22 protein-coding genes are annotated in these 20688 nt (G+C 62.2%); 17 read left to right on the top strand and 5 right to left on the bottom strand.

The annotated features are described in order from the left end of the window. Positions 1–9: 9 nt before the first annotated feature. The 5 genes from ACFOJ9_RS08935 to ACFOJ9_RS08915 all read left to right on the top strand — a co-directional run bounded on the left by ACFOJ9_RS08935 (position 10) and on the right by ACFOJ9_RS08915 (position 5819). Positions 10–774 carry an SDR family oxidoreductase gene (locus tag ACFOJ9_RS08935; protein WP_378978539.1) on the top strand — a complete coding sequence of 255 codons (765 nt, stop codon included), beginning with the start codon at positions 10–12 and terminating at the stop codon, positions 772–774. A 519-nt stretch (positions 775–1293) separates the two neighbouring features. Beyond that, positions 1294–2268, top strand: coding sequence for an ABC transporter substrate-binding protein (locus ACFOJ9_RS08930; protein WP_378978538.1), 975 nt, complete (start codon positions 1294–1296; stop codon positions 2266–2268). A gap of 77 nt (positions 2269–2345) precedes the next feature. After that, positions 2346–3431 (top strand): quaternary amine ABC transporter ATP-binding protein, encoded by a 1086-nt coding sequence (locus ACFOJ9_RS08925; protein ID WP_378978537.1) that lies wholly within the window; start codon positions 2346–2348, stop codon positions 3429–3431. Then, positions 3428–5410 carry an ABC transporter permease gene (locus ACFOJ9_RS08920; protein ID WP_378978536.1) on the top strand — a complete coding sequence of 661 codons (1983 nt, stop codon included), beginning with the start codon at positions 3428–3430 and terminating at the stop codon, positions 5408–5410. The genes ACFOJ9_RS08925 and ACFOJ9_RS08920 overlap by 4 nt, the downstream gene beginning before the upstream one ends. A 31-nt stretch (positions 5411–5441) precedes the next feature. Continuing rightward, complete coding sequence (locus ACFOJ9_RS08915) at positions 5442–5819, top strand: GFA family protein (protein WP_378978535.1); 378 nt, start codon at positions 5442–5444, stop codon at positions 5817–5819. Between the two features lie 16 nt (positions 5820–5835). Here the strand turns inward: ACFOJ9_RS08915 and ACFOJ9_RS08910 are convergent, their stop codons facing one another. Continuing rightward, positions 5836–7194: an NAD(P)-binding domain-containing protein gene (locus tag ACFOJ9_RS08910; RefSeq protein ID WP_378978534.1), complete on the bottom strand. Its 1359-nt coding sequence runs from the start codon at positions 7192–7194 to the stop codon at positions 5836–5838. Positions 7195–7455: 261 nt separating this feature from the next. Between ACFOJ9_RS08910 and ACFOJ9_RS08905 the strand changes: the two genes are divergently transcribed. Both ACFOJ9_RS08905 and ACFOJ9_RS08900 read left to right on the top strand, forming a co-directional pair. After that, on the top strand, positions 7456–8172 hold the full coding sequence (locus tag ACFOJ9_RS08905; RefSeq protein WP_378978533.1) for a helix-turn-helix domain-containing protein: 717 nt from the start codon (positions 7456–7458) through the stop codon (positions 8170–8172). 160 nt (positions 8173–8332) lie between these two features. Next, complete coding sequence (locus ACFOJ9_RS08900) at positions 8333–8704, top strand: endonuclease domain-containing protein (RefSeq protein ID WP_127255257.1); 372 nt, start codon at positions 8333–8335, stop codon at positions 8702–8704. 130 nt (positions 8705–8834) lie between these two features. Here ACFOJ9_RS08900 and ACFOJ9_RS08895 read toward each other — a convergent pair whose 3' ends face one another. From ACFOJ9_RS08895 to ACFOJ9_RS08880, 4 genes are read right to left on the bottom strand one after another with little or no spacing between them, the layout of a single operon-like run. Next, positions 8835–9875, bottom strand: coding sequence for a heme-dependent oxidative N-demethylase family protein (locus ACFOJ9_RS08895; protein ID WP_136621556.1), 1041 nt, complete (start codon positions 9873–9875; stop codon positions 8835–8837). A gap of 9 nt (positions 9876–9884) precedes the next feature. Beyond that, complete coding sequence (locus ACFOJ9_RS08890; protein WP_378978532.1) at positions 9885–10850, bottom strand: PDR/VanB family oxidoreductase; 966 nt, start codon at positions 10848–10850, stop codon at positions 9885–9887. Then, entirely contained in the window at positions 10847–11443 is a 597-nt protein-coding gene (locus tag ACFOJ9_RS08885) for a dimethylamine monooxygenase subunit DmmA family protein (protein ID WP_378978531.1), read from the bottom strand. Before ACFOJ9_RS08885 ends, ACFOJ9_RS08890 begins: the two co-directional genes overlap by 4 nt. Positions 11444–11484: 41 nt before the next feature. Then, a complete protein-coding gene (locus ACFOJ9_RS08880; RefSeq protein ID WP_378978530.1) occupies positions 11485–12618 on the bottom strand; it encodes an aminomethyltransferase family protein in 1134 nt (377 codons plus the stop codon). Positions 12619–12906: 288 nt separating this feature from the next. Between ACFOJ9_RS08880 and ACFOJ9_RS08875 the strand changes: the two genes are divergently transcribed. From ACFOJ9_RS08875 to glnT, 10 genes are all read left to right on the top strand, one after another. After that, positions 12907–13194, top strand: coding sequence for a hypothetical protein (locus tag ACFOJ9_RS08875; RefSeq protein WP_378978529.1), 288 nt, complete (start codon positions 12907–12909; stop codon positions 13192–13194). 13 nt (positions 13195–13207) lie between these two features. Then, positions 13208–13585: a hypothetical protein gene (locus tag ACFOJ9_RS08870; protein ID WP_056581341.1), complete on the top strand. Its 378-nt coding sequence runs from the start codon at positions 13208–13210 to the stop codon at positions 13583–13585. Positions 13586–13618: 33 nt separating this feature from the next. After that, on the top strand, positions 13619–13780 hold the full coding sequence (locus tag ACFOJ9_RS08865) for a hypothetical protein (RefSeq protein ID WP_292180450.1): 162 nt from the start codon (positions 13619–13621) through the stop codon (positions 13778–13780). A 14-nt stretch (positions 13781–13794) separates the two neighbouring features. Beyond that, entirely contained in the window at positions 13795–15189 is a 1395-nt protein-coding gene (locus ACFOJ9_RS08860; RefSeq protein ID WP_378978528.1) for an APC family permease, read from the top strand. Between the two features lie 45 nt (positions 15190–15234). Next, positions 15235–15924 carry a hypothetical protein gene (locus ACFOJ9_RS08855; RefSeq protein WP_378978527.1) on the top strand — a complete coding sequence of 230 codons (690 nt, stop codon included), beginning with the start codon at positions 15235–15237 and terminating at the stop codon, positions 15922–15924. Continuing rightward, positions 15921–16244 (top strand): hypothetical protein, encoded by a 324-nt coding sequence (locus ACFOJ9_RS08850; RefSeq protein WP_378978526.1) that lies wholly within the window; start codon positions 15921–15923, stop codon positions 16242–16244. The genes ACFOJ9_RS08855 and ACFOJ9_RS08850 overlap by 4 nt, the downstream gene beginning before the upstream one ends. 104 nt (positions 16245–16348) lie before the next feature. Then, on the top strand, positions 16349–17245 hold the full coding sequence (locus ACFOJ9_RS08845; protein ID WP_378978525.1) for a class II glutamine amidotransferase: 897 nt from the start codon (positions 16349–16351) through the stop codon (positions 17243–17245). 4 nt (positions 17246–17249) lie between these two features. Then, a complete protein-coding gene (locus tag ACFOJ9_RS08840) occupies positions 17250–17975 on the top strand; it encodes a GltB/FmdC/FwdC-like GXGXG domain-containing protein (protein WP_023808739.1) in 726 nt (241 codons plus the stop codon). 6 nt (positions 17976–17981) lie between these two features. Continuing rightward, on the top strand, positions 17982–19310 hold the full coding sequence (locus tag ACFOJ9_RS08835) for an FMN-binding glutamate synthase family protein (protein ID WP_010914750.1): 1329 nt from the start codon (positions 17982–17984) through the stop codon (positions 19308–19310). A 61-nt stretch (positions 19311–19371) separates the two neighbouring features. Then, entirely contained in the window at positions 19372–20679 is a 1308-nt protein-coding gene (glnT, locus tag ACFOJ9_RS08830; protein ID WP_378978524.1) for a type III glutamate--ammonia ligase, read from the top strand. Positions 20680–20688 lie beyond the last annotated feature (9 nt).

Here is a 20688-nt window from a genome sequence, read left to right as displayed (position 1 = left end):
GGACAATCGATGGATCTTTTCAAGCTGGACGGCGATGTCGCGCTGGTCACCGGCGCCGGCAGCGGCATCGGCCAGGCAATCGCGATCGGACTGGCAGAGGCTGGCGCCGACGTCGCCTGTTTCGGCCATGCATCGAAAGGTGGGCTGGACGAAACCGCCCACCGGATCACGGCGCTCGGCCGCAAGGCGCTGGTGCTGACCGGCACGGTGACGTCGCAGAGCGATCTCGCGGCGGCGATCGATCGCGTCGAGAGCGAACTCGGTGCGCTGACCGTCGCCGTCAACAATGCCGGCATTGCCGGCTCTGAACCTGCCGAGACGCTGTCGTTGGACACATGGCAGAAGGTGCACGAAGTCAATGTCGCCGGCGTCTTCCTGTCCTGTCAGGCCGAAGCGCGCAAGATGCTGGCGCGAGGCAAGGGCTCGATCATCAACATCGCCTCGATGTCCGGCACCATCGTCAACCGCGGCCTGACGCAGGCGCACTACAATTCCTCGAAGGCCGCCGTCATCCACATGTCGAAGAGCCTCGCCATGGAGTGGGCGGATCGCGGGCTGCGCGTCAACGTCATCAGCCCGGGCTACACGCTGACACCAATGAACAAGCGGCCGGAGGTGGCGGAGGAGGTGAAGATCTTCAAGCGCGACACGCCGATGGGGCGCATGGCGGCGCCGGAGGAAATGATCGGGCCGACCGTGTTCCTGGCCAGCCGCGCAGCGAGTTTCGTCACCGGCCTCGACCTGATTGTCGATGGCGGCTACGTCTGCTGGTAGGGGTTCGACTTTGCCTGCAGTCTGAATTTATAAACCCGCGAGGCGTTAGTCGTTGCGCGGCATGACCCTTGGTATATATAATTTCATCCTATGAAACGGCCTTGGCGAGATGGGGCTTGCCGGGCCGACAGCCGAGAGCAATTCCAGCAAAAGTGCAAAGCGGTTTTGCGTCCGGAATTGCGTAAAACAAACGGATAGAGCATTGCAGGCGATCGTGCTTCGCCGGAAATGCTCTGGATCATGGGACCTTGATGGCTCACACCTTGCAGGGCGCCGCAGGACTGGCAATTGATCCGCAGATGACCGCTCCCGCAGCGGTCCGTCGGCAACCATGACCCCGGCACTCCCAGCACACTCCACCATCACCAGAATTGAGCACCATCTTGCCTGCCTTGGCCAAAGCCAGGGCAACAATTTGGCGCCGACGGCCTTGCGCAAAGACCAGCCTTTCCAACACAATCAAGAAAAGCCGCAAGAAGGGAACGACCGATAACTGTCACAGCTTGAAGGAGAACAAGCATGTCATTTCGCAGCCAGATCTCGAAACTATCGATGGGCGCCGTCGCGCTCGCGACGTTAAGCCTGCTGACACCTTCCGCCCAAGCCGCCGCACCCGAATCCAACGACCCGATCAAGATCGCGCTGTTCGACTGGACCAGCGTCAATCTCAACGCCAAGATCCTCGGCGGCATCCTCGAAAAGCTCGGCTACACCGTCGAATATCCGACCGCCGACTATCTCTCCAGCCTGACCACGGGTCTCACCAATGGCGATCTCGATGTCGGCATGGAATTCTGGGACACGACCGCCGGCGAAGCCATGAAAGCCTCCGATGCGACCGGCCAGACCGAACGGCTCGGCAAGCTCGGCCCCAAGGCCAAGGAAGAATGGTGGTTTCCCGAATACATGAAGGAGAAATGCCCGGGCCTGCCCAATTGGGAAGCGCTGAAGGATCCGAAATGCGCCGAAGCCTTCTCGACGGCGGAGACCGCACCAAAGGGCCGTTATCTCGGCGGCCCGGTGACATGGGAAGGCTTTGACGACGAGCGCGTCGAGGCGCTGAAACTGCCCTTCACCGTCATCCATGCCGGCACCGACGCGGCGATGTTCGCGGAACTGGACTCGGCCTATCAGCGCAAGGCGCCGATCATGCTGTGGATTTACTCGCCGCACTGGGCGCCGGCCAAGTACAAGGGCGAGTGGGTTGAATTCCCCGAATACACGCCCGAGTGCTACAGCGACCCGAAATGGGGCACCAATCCCGACGCCAAATATGATTGCGGCAAGCCGCATGGCGAGATCTGGAAATACTCCTGGTCCGGCATGAAGGACAAATGGCCGGTCGCCTACAAGGTGGCGAAGGCCTATACGGTCGACACCGATGAACTCAACAAGATGAGCGGCGAGATCGACCTCGGCGGCAAGACGCCGGAAGACGTCGCCGCCGCCTGGATCGCCGCCCACGAGGCCGACTGGAAAGCCTGGGCGCAGTGATTGTTCCAACTGGAAAAATGAGACCCGGCTGTTGACCAGCCGGGCCTCACTTCTTGATGTTCCAGAAGGACGATTGAATGACGGATACGACTGAACAGGAGCCAAACGCGGCGGGCGCGCCAAAAGATGTCCGTCCGATAAAGCTTGCCTGCCGCAATGTCTGGAAATTGTTCGGATCGAACGCGGCCAATTTCATCCGCGAACGCGATGGCAAGGCCAGCATGGCCGACGTCACCGCTGCCGGGCTGGTCGGCGCGGTGCGCGCCGTCGACCTCGAAATCCGCCAGGGCGAGATCTTCATCATCATGGGCTTGTCGGGCTCCGGCAAGTCGACGCTGGTGCGCTGCATGTCGCGGCTGGTCGAGCCGACCCACGGCAAGGTCGAATTCGAGGGCAATGACCTCCTGAAAATCTCGGATGCAGCACTCATCGAATTGCGACGACACCGCATGGGCATGGTGTTCCAGAACTTTGCCCTGCTGCCGCATCTCAACGTGCTGGAGAACATCGCCTTCCCGCTCAGCATTCAAGGGCAGGACCGGGCGACACGCGAAGTGCGGGCCCGCGAGGTGATCGAGCTAGTCGGCCTGCGCGGGCGCGAGCATTTCTATCCGCGCGAGCTGTCCGGCGGCCAGCAGCAGCGTGTCGGCATCGCCCGCAGCCTGGCGACAAAGCCGGAAATCTGGTTCCTCGACGAGCCGTTCTCGGCACTCGATCCGCTGATCCGCCGCGAAATGCAGGATGAGCTGATGCGGCTGCAGACCATGCTGCACAAGACCATCGTCTTCATCACCCATGATTTCGATGAGGCCATCCGACTTGCCGATCGCATCGCCATCATGAAGGATGGCGAGGTCATCCAGATCGGCACGCCGGAAGAGCTGGTGGTCAATCCGGCGACCGACTATGTCGCCGAGTTCACGCGCGACGTCGACCGCGCCAAGGTGATCTCGGCACGCAGCCTGATGCGCGCCTGCGACGGCTCGGAGCACGGCGGCACGGTGGCGCCGGAGGCCAAGATATCGAGCTTTTCCGCCAGCATCGTTGCGGCCAACAAACCGTTCGCGGTGGTCAACGGCACCGGCAAGCCGATCGGCGAGGTGACGCCGCAAGCGGTGATCGATCTGCTGGCCGGCGTCGATCGCTCAAGGGCCGGCGCATGACGGTGACGGCAAGCGCCAGCGAGGCAAGGTCACGGCCGATTCAGATCTGGCTGCTGATCTGGGCCGCAGCGCTTGCCGCCGTGCTTGTCGTGTTCCTGCTGCAGGACAGGCTGCCCTGGGCCGTCAACTATCCGGCAAGCGCCGTCGTGCCGGTCGCCGACTGGGTCAGCGCGCTGATGCGCTGGATCAAGTCGAACCTGTCCTGGCTCACCCGCTCGATCACGGCGGTGCTCGGTGTTCCCCTTGATTTCGCGCTCAATCTGCTGGCCAAGAATTTCAAGATCGGTCATGGCACTGAGGCCTATGTCCTGCCGCGCCTGTCCTGGGTCGGCGTCTGCGCTGCCGCCTTCCTCGCCGGACATGCCGTTGGCGGCAGAAAGCTCAGCCTGCTGGTCGGTGGCTGCTTCCTCTACATCGCCCTGTTTGGCCAATGGACCAGCGCCATGCTGACGCTGGCGCTGATCTCCATCGCGGTTCCGTTCTGCATCGTCACCGGGCTGTTCGCCGGCATCTGGGCGTGGCGCAAGCCGTGGGCCGAAAGGCTCATCGTCTCCCCTGCCCTTGACCTGATGCAGACCATCCCGACCTTCGCCTATCTGATCCCGATGCTGCTGCTGTTCGGCAACAGCCCGGTCTCGGCGATGATCGCGACCGCCATCTTCGCCACCCCGCCGATGGTACGGGCGACGATGCTGGGGCTGTCGCGCGTACCCTCCGAGATCGACGATTTCAGCGAGATGGCTGGCTGCACGGCGCGGCAGAAATTGTGGCGAGTACTTTTACCCTCGGCGCGGCCGACACTGATGGTCGGCGTCAACCAGGTCATCATGCTGGCGCTGAACATGGTCATCATCGCCTCGATGATCGGCGCCGGCGGACTCGGCTACGATGTGCTGCTCGCACTGCGCGCGCTGAAGGTCGGCGAGGCGATGGAAGCCGGCCTCGCCATCGTGGCGCTGGCCATCGCGCTCGATCGGCTGAGCCAGGCCATCGCGCACAAGCAGGCAAAGGGCCACGTTCACCAAGCCATCAATCCGAGCTTCTGGCGGCGCTACCCCAATCTGACGCTGGCCATCGCTATCCTTATTGTGACAACGCTGCTCGGCCTGTTCGTGCCGGCCTTCGCAGCGGTGCCGAAAGCGATCACCTTCACCACGGCTCCACTGTGGAAAGCGGCAGTGAACTGGGTGACGATCAATTTCTTCGACACGATCGAAGCGTTTCGCGTGGCGCTGATCCTCAATTTGCTGAACCCGCTGCGTGCCTTCTGCGAGGGGTTTCCGTGGCTCGGTGCGGTGTTCCTGCTCGGCCTTGCCGGCTATCAGCTCGCCGGCCTGCGGCTGGCCGTTCTAGTGGCAGCGCTGACCGCCTTCTGCGCCGTCACCGGCCTGTGGGAAAAGACCATGGCAACGGTCTATCTCTGCGGCATCTCGGCTTTCATCGCCTGCCTGATCGGCATCCCCATCGGCCTGATGGCCGCGCGCAGCGACCGCTTCGAGAAGATCGTCACACCTATCATCGACACGCTGCAGGTGCTGCCGTCCTTCTGCTTCATCATCCCGGTGGTGATGCTGTTCCGTGTCGGCGACGTCACCGCGATGATCGCAACGATAGCCTTCGCCGTGGTGCCGGCCATCCGCTACACCAATCACGGCATCCGGCAGGTGCCGCCGGCGCTGATCGAAGCGGCCAAGGTGTCGGGCTGCACGCCGCGCCAGACCTTCTTTCGCGTGCAACTGCCGCTGGCGCTGCCGGAGATCATGCTTGGCGTCAACCAGACGATCCTGATGGCGCTGGCGATGATCATCATCTGCGCCATGGTCGGCACCCGCGATCTCGGCCAGGAAGTATTCATCGCGCTGTCCAAGGCCGATTCCGGCCGTGGCATCGTCGCGGGTCTCGCCATAGCCTTCATCGGCATCGTCGCCGACCGGCTGTTCAGCGCCTGGACGGCGAAGGCCAGGGCAAGGCTGGGGTAGGGATTCTGTAGCCCGGACACAGGAGAGAATGATGACTGGCCGGATCGCCCACTGCACCTGCGGTCAATTGCAGATCCGATGTCCGCAAGAGCCGGCCAAGGTCTCGCTTTGCCATTGCCTGGACTGTCAGCGGCGGACCGGCAGTCCGTTCGGGATCGCTGCTTTCTTCAATGCGGCCGATACCGAGACCACCGGCTCATTCCAGACTTATCAACGCGATTCCGACAGCGGCTTTCCCGTCACTTTCCATTTCTGCGGAACGTGCGGCTCGACGGTCTTCTGGTACCCATCACGAAAATCGGCGGCGGTGGCCGTTGCCGTCGGCTGTTTCGGAGACCCGTCATTCCCGGCGCCGACGCAGTCTGTCTATGGCGAGAGTCGCCACGGCTGGGTCGAGGCGCCGGCCTGACGGCAGGCCCACCCCGTTATTCCGCCGCGACGCCCTTCACCTCGAGATAGCTCTCCATCGAATCGTCCAGCGCCTGCAGCCATGGCGTGTGGTGCAGCGGTGCCATGGTGCCGGTCATCAGCGAGCGGTAGGCGTGGTCGCGGAAGCTCATAATGTCTTCGCCCTTGTGGTGCTCCCACTCCATGAAGGTCTGGTTGATCGCCTCGACGTCGAAGCCGGGATAGTCGGTCTGGTCCATCAATTCCTTGGTGTAGTCGCCCTGGAACCAGATCATCTGCTCGGCGTCTTCCAGCGTCTCCTCGCGTGCACGCCATTTCGCGCCGTGTTCCGCCATCGCCTCGGCCGAGGGCAGCTTGATGCGGCCCATGATGACGTCGCGGGCGAACCAGGCCTGCGCATCGAACATGTTGAAGGTGTAGAACTGGTCCTGCATGCCGATGTAGGAGAGCTGCGGGTTCTTCTCCCAGACGACGCCTTCATAGAGGTCGAGCGGCCACATGCGGTTGACGGTCTTGAGCTTCAAATCGTCGGTCAGGAAGGGGAAGGAATGCAGATAGCCGGTGCACAGGATGATGGCGTCGACATCCCTAGTGGTGCCATCCTTGAAATGCGCGGTCTTGCCGACGACCTTCTGCAGCAGCGGCACTTCCTTCCAATTCTCCGGCCATTTGAAGCCCATCGGCTTCGAGCGGTAGCTGGAGGTGATCGATTTGGCGCCGTATTTGTAGCATTGCGAGCCGATGTCCTCAGCCGAATAGGAGCGGCCGATGATCAATATGTCCTTGCCCTTGAACTCCATCGCGTCGCGAAAATCATGGCTGTGCAGGATGCGGCCGTTGAAGGTCGAGAAACCCTCGAAGTATGGCACGTTGGGCACCGAGAAATGGCCGGAGGCGACGACGACATTGTCGAACTCTTCCGAGTAGGTGACGTCGTTGGTGCGGTCATGCGCGGTGACGGTGAACTTCTTTGTCTCGTCCGAAAACGTGACCATGCGCACCGGGCTGTTGAAGCGCACCCATTTGCGCAGGCCTGATTTTTCGACGCGTCCCTTGATGTAGTCCCACAGCACGGCGCGCGGCGGATAGGAGCCGATCGGCCGGCCGAAATGCTCCTCGAATGTGTAGTCGGCGAATTCCAGGCATTCCTTCGGGCCGTTCGACCAGAGGTAGCGGTACATCGAGCCGTGCACCGGGTCGCCGTGCTCGTCGAGGCCGGTGCGCCAGGTGTAGTTCCACAGGCCGCCCCAGTCCGACTGCTTTTCGAAGCAGACGATCTCGGGAATGTCGGCGCCCTTGTCGGCCGCCGACTTGAAAGCCCTGAGCTGTGCCAGGCCGGACGGTCCGGCTCCGATGACGGCAACGCGACTTTTCATGGCAGGCCTCCCCGATCTGAATTGCTCTTACGAAACAAATTTCACTCACAGGGACAGTAATTGGCCCTTTCGTGCTGTCAACAGCCCCGTGCGGAAACAAGGTTCCGCCGTGGTGGATTTCCTGAGAAAAACCGGACGCGGCCAAACGCAGGATCGTGCGCATGCGCTTTCAGGCGACTTGCCGTCGCAGTTGCGCTGCTGTATCGGCACCTGACATGTTCACCTAGAGTGAAATAAATCCGCAGAGTCCCGGGGGGCGACATGGCGAACAAAACTTCCGATTCCAAGGCTGGTCCCGGCGGTGCGAAGGCCAAGCCGCTGCCAAAGGTCTCGGCCGACAAGAAAACCATACGCGCGCCGCTGACGCAGAACCCGCATGCCATTCGCGACACCCGCGAGAAGGTGCTGGAGGTCGCGATCGGCCGAGAGGTGCGGGCCTTCCGCAAGAAGCTCGGCATCACCGTCGCCGACCTGGCGGTCGCCACCGACATTTCGCTGGGCATGCTGTCGAAGATCGAGAACGGCATTACCTCGCCATCGCTAACCACCTTGCAGGCGCTGTCACGCGCGCTCGGCGTCCCGGTGACAGCCTTCTTCCGCCGCTTCGAGGAAGAGCGCAGCGCCGTCTTCGTCAAGGCCGGCCAAGGCCTCGATGTCGAGCGCCGCGGCACGCGCGCCGGCCACCAGTACAATCTGCTCGGCCATATCGGCTCCAACACCAGCGGCGTCGTCGTCGAGCCCTATCTGATCACGCTGACCGAGGATTCCGATGTGTTTCCGACTTTCCAGCATGAGGGCATGGAGTTCCTCTACATGCTCGAAGGCGAGGTCGTTTACCGGCACGGCAGCAACCTCTACCCGATGAAGCCCGGCGACAGCCTGTTCTTCGACGCCGACGCGCCGCATGGGCCGGAGCAACTGACGAAACTGCCGATGCGCTATCTCTCGATCATCTGCTATCCGCAGAGCGCGGGGTGAACAGAAGGTCGATCTCCCCTTGGTCTCCTCCTGAGGGAGATCGACGGCTTCGCGACGGCCTCCTCTTTTGCAGCACTGGCGATTGGCGAAAGCCGAAGTGACATTCGATCTCCCCCCTTGAGGGGGAGATGTCCGGCAGGACAGAGGGGGGCGAACCGCGATGACGCATAATCTAGTATCCGCCAATAACCGCAACAATGCGCGCAGGATGCGCAAGGTGATGACCGATGCCGAACTCAAGCTTTGGAATGAGATCAGAGCACACAGGCTGATGGGACTGGGGTTTCGGCGTCAGATGCCTATCGCCGGCCATGTCGTCGATTTTGCATGCCCGGACAAAAAGCTGATCGTCGAGCTTGATGGTTCCCAGCATGGCCAGGCCGAAACGTCGGAATCGGACACTGCAAGAACCGCCAAGTTTGAAGCGCTGGGCTGGACGGTCCTGCGCTTCTGGAATGACGATGTCATTCGCGATATCGACAATGTCTGCCAGCATGTCGTGATTATGGCCGGGCTGGGCGACGCGTCGTGAGCTTCGCGGAAGCGCTGGGGTGGACATTGGGCAAGGCCGGCGCTCCACGGCGCGCCCCTCTGCCCTGCCGGGCATCTCCCCCTCTTTGGGGGAGATTGGCTGCTTCAGGGGCAGCCCCAACATCAGCTATTCAATCCGGCCCAAACCCCGGTGATGTCGCGCTCCCATCATCCAGCTTCGACAGCCACTCGACCAGCGCCGGCCGGTAACGCGTCAGGCCCTTATAGTTGGCGAGTTCGTCGGGCAGGTCGCGGATGACGCGATGCAGGCGCCGTGCCCATTTCGGCTGCGTCACCAGCTCATCCATCTTGATCAGATAGCAGCGGATCGGGAAGACGATGCCGTTGGAGCGCGGCAGGCGCCAGAAGCTCTGCAGTTCGACCCGCAGATGCACCTTGTCGCCGACATTCTCCGGCGTCACCGTCGCCCGGTCCGGTCCCCATTTGTGGTAGTTCTCGGGGCTGGTGTCGAGGCGTGGATTGATCGTCATCGTCCAGTTCAGCCGCCGGGCCGGCTTGCCTTGCTGGATGTTGGTGAGGAACTTCAGCGCCCTGACGAAAATCCCCTTCTCATGCGCCAGCGGCACCGGTGCGTGCCATTCGAAGAAGTTCATGCCGATGTCGAAATCGAGCGACCAGTCGGCCTGGGTGGTGACCATGCCGGCATCCATCCACAGATTGCCGTCGCGCTGGTCGAGGATGCAGAAATCGCCCTGGCTCTGCCGGGTGATGTATTCCATCGGTCCATAGGGCAGCGTCGAGGTATCGCCGAAAGTGAAGGTGTCATCGATGCCGAGCGGCCGGTTGATCCAGCGCCAGCGATCGCCGTCGCGGGTCAGCGTGAAATGCTCGGGATAGCCCAACGCCTGCTGCTCCATCAGCAGTTCCAGCAGGTCCCAGCCGGCCAGCGTCATGTGCGGCAGCGACTGGCAGCGCAGCGGATCCTCTGCCAGCACCAGGGCGCGATCCTGCATCTCGGCGACATAGTGCTCGTCGACGTCGATCAGGTTTTCCAGCACGCTGCCCTTCGGCCCCACGACATGCGGCTCGATGTTGACCGCATACATGTAGGCGTCTTCGTGGAACGGAAACGGAAAGCGCCTGATGTGCTCCGGGCTGTTTTTGAAGGTGAAATCGTCGCGGAACGTTTCCTTGCGAAAGGTGATGCCCATGATTTCCTCCTAGCGCTCCAGGACCAGCGACCGGCCCTCGAAGCGCGACACGCAGGGCATGATCTTGCAGCCGGAACGGTGATCTTCCTCGCTCAGCCAATGGTCGTTGTGGATGAATTTGCCGTCATGCGAAATGACATTGGTCTCGCACTGGCCGCAGACGCCGCCACGGCAGAGATAGGGCGGATCGACGCCAGCCGCCTCGATTGCTTCCAGGAGGCTCTGCTGCTCGCCGACGCGGATCGTCTTGCCGCTGACGGCCAGCGTCACGTCGAAGGGCAGCCCAGGCTGAGGGGCTGCGAAATGCTCGAAATGCACGGTCTCCGGGGGCCAACCCAAGGCCGTGGCGCGCTCGCGCACCCAGTTGATCATGCCGGCCGGGCCGCAGACATAGAGATGCGTGCCGAGCGGCTGCGACGACAAGAGCCGGTCGAGCTCGATGCGCTCGTCGCGGTCGTCATGATAGAGCCTGACCCGGCGGTCGTAGCGCTCGCTCAGCACATCGGCATAGGTGCCGAGCGATGCTGTGCGGCAGGTGTAATGCAGTTCGAAATTACCGCCCTCTCCCGCCAGTTGCGCGGTCTGCGCCATGAACGGCGTGATGCCGATGCCGCCCGCCAGCATCAGGTGCTTTTTGGCGCGCAGGTCGAGCGAGAACAAATTGACCGGATAGCTGATCACCATCTCCAGCCCAGGCCGGACGTTCCTGTGCATGAACAGCGAGCCGCCACGGCCGACATCGTCGCGGCGCACCGAGATCGTGTATTCGCGCGTGTCGAGCGGCGAGCCCATCAGCGAATAGGGATTGAGCCGTGTCCGCTCGCCGTCGCGCATCTCGACCACGACATGGGCGCCGCCGGAAAAGGTCGGTAAGAGCTGCCCGTCGCGGCGGCGGAAATGAAAGCGGGTGACCAGGTCGTTGACAGGGACGACATCGCTGACGACGACGTCGAGCTTGGTGGTGCCGGTGCTCATCGGAAGATCTCCTCCAACGGAGGAATCTCCGTGCGATCCTCGGCATTGATGCAGACGCCCTGGAAGGCGGCTATGCGCCTGGAATAGTGATCGCGTACCAGAAGCAGCAGACCGCAATGCGCGCAGGTCGCCGGCTGCGTCGTCACGTTTTCGGTGATGCCCTTGCAGTGGACACACTGCATGCGCCGCGCCAGCGAGCCGCGGTGCTCGGTCTGGATCGAGGTGTGGTCGATGCCGGCTTCAAGCGCCACCTGCATCGCCTGGCCGATCAGGCCTTCGGTGCCGGCGAGATAGAGGCGCAAGCCCATATGCGCGTTGGCTAGTGTCTGCCTGAGCCGTGGCAGCAGGCTGGCGAAGGACGGCGCCTGATGAAACTGTGCCGGTTTCAGCGCTTCGAGAGCGGCGATGTGTTTGCCATCAGGCCCCGGAATGAAGACGATTTCGGCGTCGTCGAAAAAACCGGCCGGCGCCCTCTCGGCCATCTCCCCGATCGCGAGCGCCCCTTCTGCATCCGCGATAAAAAGGTGATGCTTGCCAGGCTGCGGAGACAAGGTTCCGTAGACGGGCCGGCTGATGATGCTTTTGGCTGCCATTTATGTCTTCGCGCCTCGAACCCCTCGCTGTTGACTATGCCTCAACCTTTCGCCGTGCGCTTAGTCTTCTTGGGATCATCAAAGGGAAGCGGCTGCGCCGTCGCCTTGATGGCGCCGCTCTTGTTGCGGATTTCGAGCTTGGTGTCCTCGACCGCGCAGTCGACGTCGAGGCGGGCGATGCCCATCGATTTCTCGACCAGCGGCGAATACATGGCACAGGTCACCACGCCCACTTGTCTGCCGTCGCGATAGACCGGCGCACCCTCGTCGGCCGGCTCCTGGCCGTCGAGCAGAACGCCATAGATCTTGAAGCGTTCCTTGCCTTTCAGGCGGTAATGCTCCTCGGCGCCGCGAAAGCCGGTCTTGCCGGGGCTGACGGTGAAGTCGAGGCCGAGTTCCCACAGCGTGTCGCCGGGGCCTTCATTGTCGAACGGGTACTTCTGCGAATTGTCGTAGGGGTAGAAGAGCAGATAACTTTCGACGCGCAGCATGTCGAGCGTGGTGAAACGGCATGGAATGATGCCGGCGCTCTTGCCCTCGTCGAGGATCCTGTCCCAGATCGTGCCGACATCCTGACCACGGCAGAAGATCTCGTAGCCGCGCTCGCCGGTATAGCCGGTGCGCGAAATCATGACGGGCAAGCCGAACAGCTGCGTCTGCATGTGATGGAAATAGTTGAGGTCGCGAATACCAGGCACGTGCTTGGCCAGATAGTCGACGGCGGTTGGCCCCTGCAGCGAAAGATCGTGCAGATTGTCGTCGAAGCGCAGCGAGACGTCGCGTCCTACCGAAGCACGCTGCAACTCCTCATGGCCGGTGCCCGAACCATGCACGACCATCCATGCATTGGGGCCGGTGCGGTAGAGGATGCAATCGTCGGTGAATTTTCCCGCTTCGTTCAGCATGCAGGCATAGGCCGACTTGCCGGGATAGATCTTTTCGACATCGCGTGTGGTGGCGAGGTCGATGAGATGCGAGGCATGCGGCCCGGTGATGTGGACCTTCTTGAGGCCGGAGACATCCATCAGGCCGGCCTTGGTGCGGATGGCGATGTACTCCTCGTCGGCATCCTTGTCGTAGGTCCAGGCGGTTCCCATGCCGCTCCAGTCTTCGAGCTTCGAACCGAGCGCGCGATGGCGATCCGCCAAGGTCGAAAATCTCCAGGATGCCGTCATCCGCTCGTCCTCCGTTTCGAAAAATCTCTTGCTGTTCCCTGCCCCCTGCGCAGCGGCGGGAGCTTTGGCCGAATATTGACCGCAAACGTCAGGGCGCCGCAATACCCATAAGCAATTAATTTCATTGTCAGGCAAAATCCGTCGCGCAAAGCAAACGGTTAACCTGACGTAAATCGCGCTTGACAATTGCGGGATTCAGACAGAACTTATGAAAAAAATTTCACTCTGTTGAAAGAGGACGGCGGACGGGAGATTCGGAACCGGACGGCGGAAAAAGGGGAGAAACCGATGTCAGACATGCAGCAGCGCATCGAAGCGCTGTACCGTTCCGACGTGCGCGGATCCGCGCTCCTGATCGTCTGCCTGTGGGCGACGATCCTCTTCGTCCTCCTCATGACATGGCCCTACATCCCGCACGGCGGCATCAAGGCCGTCGTCGCAATCGCCGCTGGCGCCGTGCTGATCTTCAACACGGCCGCGATCCTGGCGATGGTCAAGCACTACAAGGAAGACAAGGAATTCATCTACGGGCTCGATATCAAGAACGCCGACGCGTTCCGCAACCGCAAGTCCTGAGGGGTAAGAAGAGATGTCCCGCTACACACCACCGGAGCAAAGCAAGGCCGGGCAGGTTTTCGACATCGCCGTCGTCGTGGTCGCCATTTTCGTGGCACTGTGGCTGCCACTCAAGCTGGGCCTTGCCGGTGCGGCGAAATCCATCGATGCGCTCGACGCCAAGACCTGGGAAGCGCTTGGCCAGAACCCGACCATGGCCTCGATCTGGGAAAAGCTCGGCTATACGCCCGAGACCGCGCACGACATCATCCAGAACCGCTTTCACTATGTCATCGACTGGCCGACGCTGGTCATCATGGCCGCGGTGCTGATTGGCTATTTCGTCTTCCTGTTTCGCGCATCCGACCGCGAATATCGCGACGTCATCAACGAAAAATTCGACGACAAGTAATGTTTTGACGACAAGTAGTTGGGGGACACGATCATGTGGGTAGCACTCTCTTACGCATGCTGGGGCATCTCGATCGTGCTCGCTTTGTGGATGCTCTACGACTGGTTCAAGGTCGACACGACCTTCTCCGAAGAGGTGCTGACCTCGTCGCGCGAAGGCGAGTTGGAAGCCGTTTCCGAAAAACACCGGATTTGAGTGGGGATTAAACAATGACGATCACACTTGAACCGGCAGTCCACGGGGACAGGGTTTCCCTGCTGCGCGTGCTTGGCCCGGCCCATGTCTGGGCGCTCGGCGTCGGCATCGTTCTGGTCGGCGAATTCACCGGCTGGAATTTTGCCGCCGACAAGGGCGGCGCGCTGGCAGCACTTATCGTCTGCTGGGTCGTCGGATTGCTCTACACCTCGGTCGCGATGATCGATTCCGAGGTGACATCGACCGTCGCCGCCGCCGGCGGCCAGTATGCGCAGGCCAAGCACATCGTCGGACCGCTGATGGCGTTCAATGTCGCGCTGTTCCTGGTCTTTGCCTACACCATGCTCGAAGTGTCCGACGCCATCCTGCTCGGCGACACCATCGTCGCCAAGGCGGGAGTCGAAGGACTCACCCACAATTCCTTCATCGCCGCCACCATCGTCGTGCTGGCGTGGCTGAACTATCGCGGCGTGCTGATGACGCTCAACGTCAACTTCGTCATCACAGCAGTCGCCTATATCTCAATCGTCATCCTGTTCTTTTCGGTCAGCCCGTGGACGCAAGGCGCCGTGCTGAAGCTGAACGAGCTGGTCACTCCCGGCAATGCGCTCCCCTATGGCTGGATCGGCGTCATCGCCGCCTTCCAGTTCGGTATCTGGTACTATCTCGGCATCGAGGGCACCACGCAGGCCGCCGAGGAAGTGCGCTCGCCCGCCCGCTCGCTGCCTTACGGCACCATGGCCGGCATGATCACGCTTTTGATCGCCGCCGCCATGACCTGGTATGTCTGCGCCTCGATGATGCCGTGGGAATATCTGGGCATCACCTATTATCCGCTCTGGGACGCGGGCAAACTGACCGGCAGTCCGCTGCTCGAGAACCTGTTGTTCGTCGCCACGCTGCTTGCCGCAATGGCCTCCGCCAATGGCTGCATCAACGATGCGGCGCGCGCCTGGTTCTCGCTCGGCCGCGACCGCTATCTGCCGACATGGTTCTCGGCGGTGCATCCGAGATATCGCACGCCCTATCGCTCGATCCTGTTCCTGCTGCCGATCGCGCTGGCCTTCGCCTTCATCGCCGATCTCAACCAGGCGATCACCTTCTCGATCCTGTCAGGGGTGCTGCAATACACGTTCATGAGCATCAACATCATCATGTTCCGCAAGAAGTGGCCGCTCGGCTCGATCCGCCGCGGCTACACGCACCCTTTCCACCCGATCCCGGCCATCGTGCTGTTCTGCCTGTGCGTGGTGACCTTCTTCGCCATCTTCCTCGGCTTCGGCTCGCAGCTGATCGCCATGGTCGCCTTCTACTTCCTGATCTCGCTGTGGTTCCATTTCTATCGCTACAAATTCGTGCGGCGCGGCGATCAGTTCACCATGCCGTGGCCGAAGCCGCAGGGTTATTGATGGGAGAAGGCCCGTCCATAACCTGGGCGGGCCTGGCATGAGAAAATGTCCGAGGTGACATCAGCGCTGCTGGCCGGGGCCATTGTCCTGGCTCTCGTCCTCCACCTTGCCTGGCAGGCGCGTGCCAGCCGCAACAGGGCATCGACGGCGCTCGCCGTCGAGCAGGACCGCATCCGCACAGTCATCGCCGACGCAGCCAATGTCTCGGACGGCACCGCCGGCGTCATCACCTGGGAAGGGTCATGGAGCGGGCTGCGAGTACAGCTGCGCACGATCGTCGACACACTGGCGACGCGGAAACTCCCGGCACGCTGGCTCAGCATCTCGATCACCGAGCCGGTGGCCGTGCCCGGCACCTTCGATATGATGATGCGGCCGGGGTCGCCGACGACCTTCTCCAATTTCGATCATCTCGACCACACGCTGCCGAAGAGTTCCGCATTTCCGACCGAGGCCGTGTTGCGGACGGATCGCAGGGGCGTCCACTTCCCACTGGAGACCATCGCCGGTCACCTCGGGATTTTTTCCGAAGGGCGCGCCAAGGAACTGCTGATCACCCCGAAAGGGGTACGCATCGTGTGGCTGCTGGCCGAAGCCGAGCGGGCGCGCTACGGCGTCTTCCGGCAGGCCGAATTTGGCGACGCCACACTCGATCCAGCGCTGATCGAAAGATTGCTGGTGTCGGTGTCGGCGCTTCGCGACGCCATCAACAAAAGCGAACGGCAGGCCGCATGACCAGTTCCGCCACGGCACCCACCAACCCCTATCTGGTTCTCGGCGCCGCAATCGTGCTGCCGGGAAGCGGGCATGTCATTCTCGGCGTGCCGGTGCGCGGCCTTCAGTTCCTTTTCTTCATGGTGATCCTGGCATGGGTGACGGCCAAGATCGCGCCGTCGGATGCCAGCTTTGTCGGCCGTCACGCCGGCGGCTTTCTGATCTATGCCTTGTCGATCCTCGACGCCTACAAGATCGCCCGCATTCGCACCGCCAAATGGGTTCACAATGCCCAGCGAGACGGCGACAGTGCGCAGAGCGGCATTGAGCCGCATACGTAACTAGAGGAATATTTTTTTCATACGATTGAATTTATGAAACTCATTCGATACATCATCTCAGAGCTGCAAACGATCTCTTAGCTACAAAACGTCGGGAGGCTGACATGTGTGGAATTGTCGGACTGTTTTTGAAGGACAAGACGCTGGAGCCCCAGCTCGGTGCGATGCTGTCGCAGATGCTGATCTCGCTCAGCGATCGCGGCCCCGACAGCGCCGGCATCGCCATCTATGGCGCGCCTTCGAAAAATGAGGCCAAGATCACCATCCAATCAGCCAAGCCCGACCGCGATTTCCGCGGCCTCGAGGTGGAGCTCGCCAAGGCCATCGGCACGCCGGTGACGATCGCGGTGAAATCCACCCATGCGGTCGTCAGGACCACGCCCGCCAAGATCGATGAAGCGCGCGGAACCATCCAGGCGCTGCGCCCCGACATCCGCATCATGGGCGCCGGCGACGTTGTCGAAATCTACAAGGAAGTCGGCCTGCCCGAGGCGGTCGTCGATCGCTTCGATGTCCGCAAGATGACCGGCACGCATGGCATCGGGCACACCCGGATGGCGACGGAATCGGCGGTGACGACAATGGGCGCGCATCCGTTTTCGACCGGCGCCGACCAGTGCCTGGTACACAATGGCTCGCTGTCCAACCACAACAATGTCCGCCGTGAGCTGATCCGCGAAGGCATGACCTTCGAGACCGAAAACGACACCGAGGTCGCAGCAGCCTATCTCTCGTCGCAGATGGCGCATGGCAAGAATCTCGGCGAAGCGCTGGAAGGCACGCTGAGCGATCTCGATGGCTTCTTCACCTTCGTCGTCGGTACCAAGAACGGCTTTGGCGTGGTGCGCGACCCGATCGCCTGCAAGCCCGCCGTGATGGCCGAGACCGACCAGTATGTCGCCTTCGGCTCGGAGTATCGTGCGCTGACCAAACTGCCCGGCATAGACAATGCGAGGGTCTGGGAACCGGAGCCCGCAACCGTCTATTTCTGGGAGCATTGAGTTCATGCCGGCAACCACGCTTTCAAAGACTGCGGCGCACGACCCTCGGGTCTTCGATCTCGACCAGCTGTCGCTGCGCGAACTCAACCAGGCGCTGCACAATCTGGCGCCCGGCTCGAACGAAACGGCATGGGAAGTTCTGAACCCGAAAGGCAGCCACTCGGTCGCCGTCGGCGTCGACCAGCCTGTTGCCATCGATGTGCGAGGCAGCGTCGGCTATTACTGCGGCGGCATGAATTCCGGCAGCACGATCACCGTGCATGGTTCGGCCGGCCCCGGCGTCGGCGAGAACATGATGTCGGGCTCGATCACCATCAAAGGCGACGCCAGCCAGTATGCCGGCGCCACCGGCAAGGGCGGCCTGCTGGTCATCGAAGGCAATGCCTCGTCGCGCTGCGGCATCTCGATGAAGGGCATCGACATCGTCGTGCACGGCAATATCGGCCACATGTCGGCCTTCATGGCGCAGTCGGGCAATCTGGTGGTGCTGGGCGATGCCGGAGACGCGCTGGGCGATTCCATCTACGAGGCGCGGCTCTTCGTGCGCGGCAAGGTCGACAGCCTGGGTGCCGACTGCATCGCCAAGGAGATGCGGGCCGAACATCTGGAATTGCTGCAGGGCCTGCTCGACCGCGCCGGCGTCACCGGCGTCAAGCCGTCGGAGTTCAAGCGCTACGGCTCGGCGCGCACGCTCTACAATTTCAATATCGACAACGCCGACGCGTATTGAGGCAGCATGACCTACAGGAATCCGCCGACGACGCCGCGCAAATCCGCGACCTTCGACGATTACACGCTTTCCGAGATCCGCCGTGCCGCGGCGACCGGCATCTATGACATCCGTGGCGCCGGCGCCAAGCGCAAGCTGCCCCATTTCGACGACCTTCTGTTCCTCGGCGCCTCGATCTCGCGTTACCCGCTCGAAGGCTATCGCGAGCGCTGCGACACCAGCGTCGTGCTCGGTTCGCGCCACGCCAAGAAGCCCATCGAGCTGAAGATCCCGATCACCATCGCCGGCATGAGCTTTGGCTCGTTGTCCGGTCCTGCCAAGGAGGCGCTCGGGCGCGGCGCGACGCTGTCGGGCACCTCGACCACCACCGGCGATGGCGGCATGACCGAGGAAGAGCGCGGCCATTCCAAGCAGTTGGTTTATCAATATCTACCGTCGCGCTACGGCATGAACCTGCGCGATTTGCGCCGGGCGGATGCGATCGAAGTCGTCGTCGGCCAGGGCGCCAAGCCGGGCGGCGGCGGCATGCTGCTTGGCCAGAAGATCTCCGACCGCGTCGCCGAAATGCGCACGCTGCCGAAAGGCATCGACCAGCGCTCGGCCTCGCGCCACCCCGACTGGACCGGACCGGATGATCTCGAGATCAAAATCCTCGAACTGCGCGAGATCACCGACTGGGAAAAGCCGATCTACGTCAAGGTCGGCGGCGCCCGCCCTTACTATGACACCGCACTTGCCGTGAAGGCCGGCGCCGATGTCGTCGTCGTCGACGGCATGCAGGGCGGCACCGCCGCGACCCAGGAAGTGTTCATCGAAAATGTCGGCCAGCCGACGCTTGCCTGCATCAGGCCGGCGGTGCAGGCGCTGCAGGATCTCGGCATGCACCGCAAGGTGCAGCTGATCGTCTCCGGCGGCATCCGCAACGGTGCCGATGTCGCCAAGGCGCTGGCGCTCGGCGTCGACGCGGTCTCGATCGGCACGGCTGCCCTTGTCGCGCTCGGCGACAACGATCCCCGCTGGGAGGCGGAATACAACGAGCTCGGCACCACGGCCGGCGCCTACGACGACTGGCACGAGGGGCGCGACCCCGCAGGCATCACCACGCAGGATCCCGAACTGATGAAGCGGGTCGACCCGGTCGCTGCCGGACGCCGGCTGGCGAACTACCTCAAGGTGATGACGCTGGAAGCGCAAACCATAGCGCGTGCATGCGGCAAGAACAGCCTGCACAATCTCGAACCCGAGGACCTCGTCGCGCTGACGATCGAGGCAGCCGCCATGGCCGGCGTGCCGCTGGCCGGCACCAACTGGATACCGGGGAAGAACGGCTTCTGATCAACGAAGGGCCGATTCCCGCATACTCGGGGAACAACAATCGACAAAATGGGGAACTGCCGTGGCAACTGATCTTGCAGAATTCGCAAGGGCGAAAAACGTCAAATATTTCATGATTTCCTACACTGACCTGTTCAGTGGCCAGCGTGCCAAGCTGGTGCCGGCACAGGCGATCGCCGACATGCAGAAGGACGGCGCCGGCTTTGCCGGCTTCGCCACCTGGCTTGATCTGACGCCGGCACATCCCGACATGCTGGCGGTGCCGGATCCGGATTCGGTCATCCAGCTGCCGTGGAAGCCGGAAGTCGCCTGGGTCGCCGCCAACTGCATCATGGACGACAAGGAGGTCGACCAGGCGCCGCGCAATACGCTGAAGCGGCTGATCGCGGAAGCAGCCAGCGACGGCATGCACGTCAAGACCGGCGTCGAGGCCGAGTTCTTCCTGATCTCGCCGGACGGCAAGACGATTTCCGACGAATACGACACGGCCTCAAAACCCTGCTACGACCAGCAAGCGGTGATGCGCCGCTATGACGTCATCGCCGAGATCTGCGACCATATGCTGGCGCTCGGCTGGGGCGCCTACCAGAACGACCACGAGGACGCCAATGGCCAGTTCGAGATGAACTGGGCCTTTGACGACGCGCTGGCGACCGCTGACAAGCACTCGTTCTTCAAGTTCATGGTCAAGTCGATCGCCGAAAAGCATGGCCTGCGTGCGACTTTCATGCCCAAACCCTTCCAGGGCCTGACCGGCAATGGTTGCCATGCCCATATCTCGGTCTGGGACAAGGCCGGCAAGACCAACGTCTTCGCCGACAATGCGATGGAACTCGGCCTCTCGGCCAAGGGGAGGAATTTCCTCGGCGGTATCATGAAGCATGCCTCGGCACTTGCCGCCATCACCAATCCGACGGTCAATTCCTACAAACGCATCAATGCGCCGCGCACTATTTCGGGCGCGACCTGGGCGCCGAACACGGTGACCTGGACCGGCAACAACCGCACCCACATGGTGCGCGTGCCCGGCCCCGGCCGCTTCGAGCTGCGCCTGCCGGATGGGGCGGCCAACCCCTATCTCCTGCAGGCTGTGATCATCGCGGCCGGCCTCGACGGCATCCGCTCGAAGGCCGACCCGGGCAAGCGCTACGACATCGACATGTACCAGCACGGCCATACCGTGAAGGGCGCGCCGAAGCTGCCGCTCAACCTGCTCGACGCCTTGCGCGAGTTCGACAAGGACAAATCGCTCAAGGCGGCGCTGGGTGAGGAATTCTCGTCGGCCTATCTAAAGCTGAAGCACCAGGAATGGAATTCCTATGCTTCGCACTTCACGCAATGGGAGCGCGACCACACGCTGGATATTTAACAGCCTGCG

Origin of the sequence: Mesorhizobium cantuariense, from assembly GCF_042647205.1 — a bacterium.
GTDB classification, from domain to species: domain Bacteria; phylum Pseudomonadota; class Alphaproteobacteria; order Rhizobiales; family Rhizobiaceae; genus Mesorhizobium; species Mesorhizobium cantuariense.
The sequence above is the reverse complement of the archived record's forward strand: the minus strand, read 5'-3'. Positions and strand labels throughout refer to the sequence as shown.